At 35.5% G+C, this 2,502-nt stretch carries 2 pseudogenes; one reads left to right on the top strand and one right to left on the bottom strand.

The window, feature by feature from the left end:
* Positions 1-730: 730 nt before the first annotated feature.
* Positions 731-1,267, top strand: a pseudogene (locus tag IQ259_RS26830) (IS4 family transposase); the annotation flags it as partial.
* A 730-nt stretch (positions 1,268-1,997) separates the two neighbouring features.
* Here the strand turns inward: IQ259_RS26830 and IQ259_RS27445 are convergent.
* A pseudogene (locus IQ259_RS27445) lies at positions 1,998-2,381 on the bottom strand (ISAs1 family transposase); the annotation flags it as partial.
* Positions 2,382-2,502 lie beyond the last annotated feature (121 nt).

Genomic DNA, 2,502 nt, shown 5'->3' with positions numbered 1-2,502 from the left:
TGTTTCTATTGCTTTGAATATTAACTCTGCATCTAAGGTTGGCGTTATCAACGAAAAATCTTTTAGCAGCACCAATTTTTCCCATCGCACTTTTTGGAGAACAATTATTACTTTACCTTGCTTTTGTTCTTAACCGAGAAGTATTGGGTATAGTCCTTATTTTTAAGACTACTGTTCAGATCAGAAAATAATGAATTGCCTGCATATTATGTCAACGAGATGCTGAATAGCAACTCATACGCAACTTATATGCAACTCTAGATATCAAAATTTAGTTTGACTTTTGCTGGGTATACTGAAAATCAAGGTAAGGCTTCGACTAACCTGATTTTTAAAAAATCACCAAGCCCTTCTCTACGAGAGGCTGCGCCAACGGGGAGGCGGGAATAGTGATAAAATCCTCTCCTCTAAACCCACACTTATTCCAGTAGTGCTGCCTAAAAACTCAACCCTGTATTCAGTTACTTATTTGCGATGTTTCTTATTTTTCTATTTTTAAAGCGTTGCATATGAATTGCTAAATAGCAACTTGCTGGCATAACATGACGATGAAAAATCAAACGTTGATAGTGGACAACCTAAAATGAACCAAAAAAGGTTAGTTTTGTAATTCTCTTTACTATTGTGTGTCTACATTAACTACAATTTATCAGAAATGTTGAATGTTAAGAAATTTGTGATAAAAATAGCCCAAAATTTTGGGCTAGTGATTAAAACAAATCGATTGATAATGATTAGAAATTCATTCCCCAAGATTGTCAAAGATATTCTCAAACCGTTGCCAAAAAATAATTATCCAGTTTTGAACAGCCGTCTTTATGTTGAGTGTTGGTTGGCTTATTTCTTGGATAATAGCGTAACAAGTATGCGGGGCTTATTTAAAAGATTAAACAATACGGGAATTGACGTAAGGATTTCAATATTTTCCAAGGCTAACACACATAGAATCCAAGAAATATTCCAAAATATTTATCATCAATTGAATCAATTAGTCCCGAAAAAAGCCCAGAAGAAATTAAAGGAAAAATATGCAATTTGTCCAATTGATTCAACAGTAATTACATGAACAAGCAAGTTGCTATGGGTTCTAGGTTATCATCAACTAAACCTGTTTAGTTCCCTCAATTTGTCAACAGGCGGTCCAGAAGATAATTTGATAAATTTTGGACATACTCATGATTATAAATTTGGTTCATCAATGATGTCTAATTTATCACTAGATGCAGTTGGGGTAATGGATAGAGGATTTGCAGGATTAAAGCTACTTTATGGAGAACATAACATTAAAATGATGGCAGATGATGGATTTCCTTGGTTTACTGTGACAAAACCAGTAGAATTTTGGAAAAGGGTGATGGGAAACGAAAAAATCAACTTCTATACAGTAATTAATAAATTAAGACTTTTGGCTATTGCCTTTTATATTTCTAGAGAAATTGGAAATAAAAGCAGAAAAAACCCTGACATACTCCAAGGCAACGGAGCAAAAGCTTTTTGGTGATAGTGTAAGTGAAATAAGTTAAGTACAAAACGCCTGTACTCAGATTCGGGACAAGTTGCCGCGATCGCAATACAATCAAATCTAGAAATCATCTAACAATAACGATATTTTTGGTAGTGCAGTATTAATCAAATTGAGTATTTTAGCATCTACTCAAAAATAGAAAGTTTTGCGATGCAGACGAACAAGGTTATATTTTCAGGTTTTCATTCAATACGCGAGTAATCAAAAAGATGCGAAGACACTACAGCGTAGAGCGTTTGTTGCGTCTTTGCGTCTTAATGTTTGGATGGGAGTAAAACCCCAGAAGTGTTGAATGTTAAAAAAAAACCGATAAAAACAGCCCAGAATATGTTAATTTTGGGCTGGTTATTAAAATATTTTGATTTCACAGTGATTATAAATTCATTTCCCAAAATTGCCAAAGATATCCTGAAAGGGCTACCAAAAAACGATTATCCAGTCTTGAACAGTCGCCAGGGTAAGAGCATCTCAATCAGGCTTGACATAAGGAATCAGAAGAATCTAATCTATTGTTGATGAAACAACTGAGAACCTGAATTAAATAATTATTATCCATAGCGGCACGCTTCATTTTTTGACGGAGACTACGTTTGTAGGTCTGTTCACGGTTAAGGGCATTCAGCGCCAAGCGTCGTAAAAGGGCAAAATTTTGAGGGCTGTGAAAAGAACGAATACGACAAGCATCTTCAGCAAAAGTACAATCGAGAGTTTAATAAGCCTGGTTTTCAATGCCCCAGTGTTTTCGGATAACCCGACCGATAATTTGAGCATTAGTGTTTAAAGAAGTGAGATAAAACTGAACTTCACGAGTAGTTTTATTCCAAAGATGACGAACACGGATGACCATAACCTTAGTGGTGCAGAAAACTTTCCGGACTTTCAAGTTGAGAACACAGTGACACGGAAGAACTCAATTTGTTGCTCTATCTGCGTTCGTTTTTTTAGTGAAGCAGTGGCAGGTGGAGGACTGTTTCGAG

Source organism: Fortiea sp. LEGE XX443, assembly GCF_015206815.1.
Lineage (GTDB): Bacteria > Cyanobacteriota > Cyanobacteriia > Cyanobacteriales > Nostocaceae > Nostoc_B.
The sequence above is the reverse complement of the archived record's forward strand: the minus strand, read 5'-3'. Positions and strand labels throughout refer to the sequence as shown.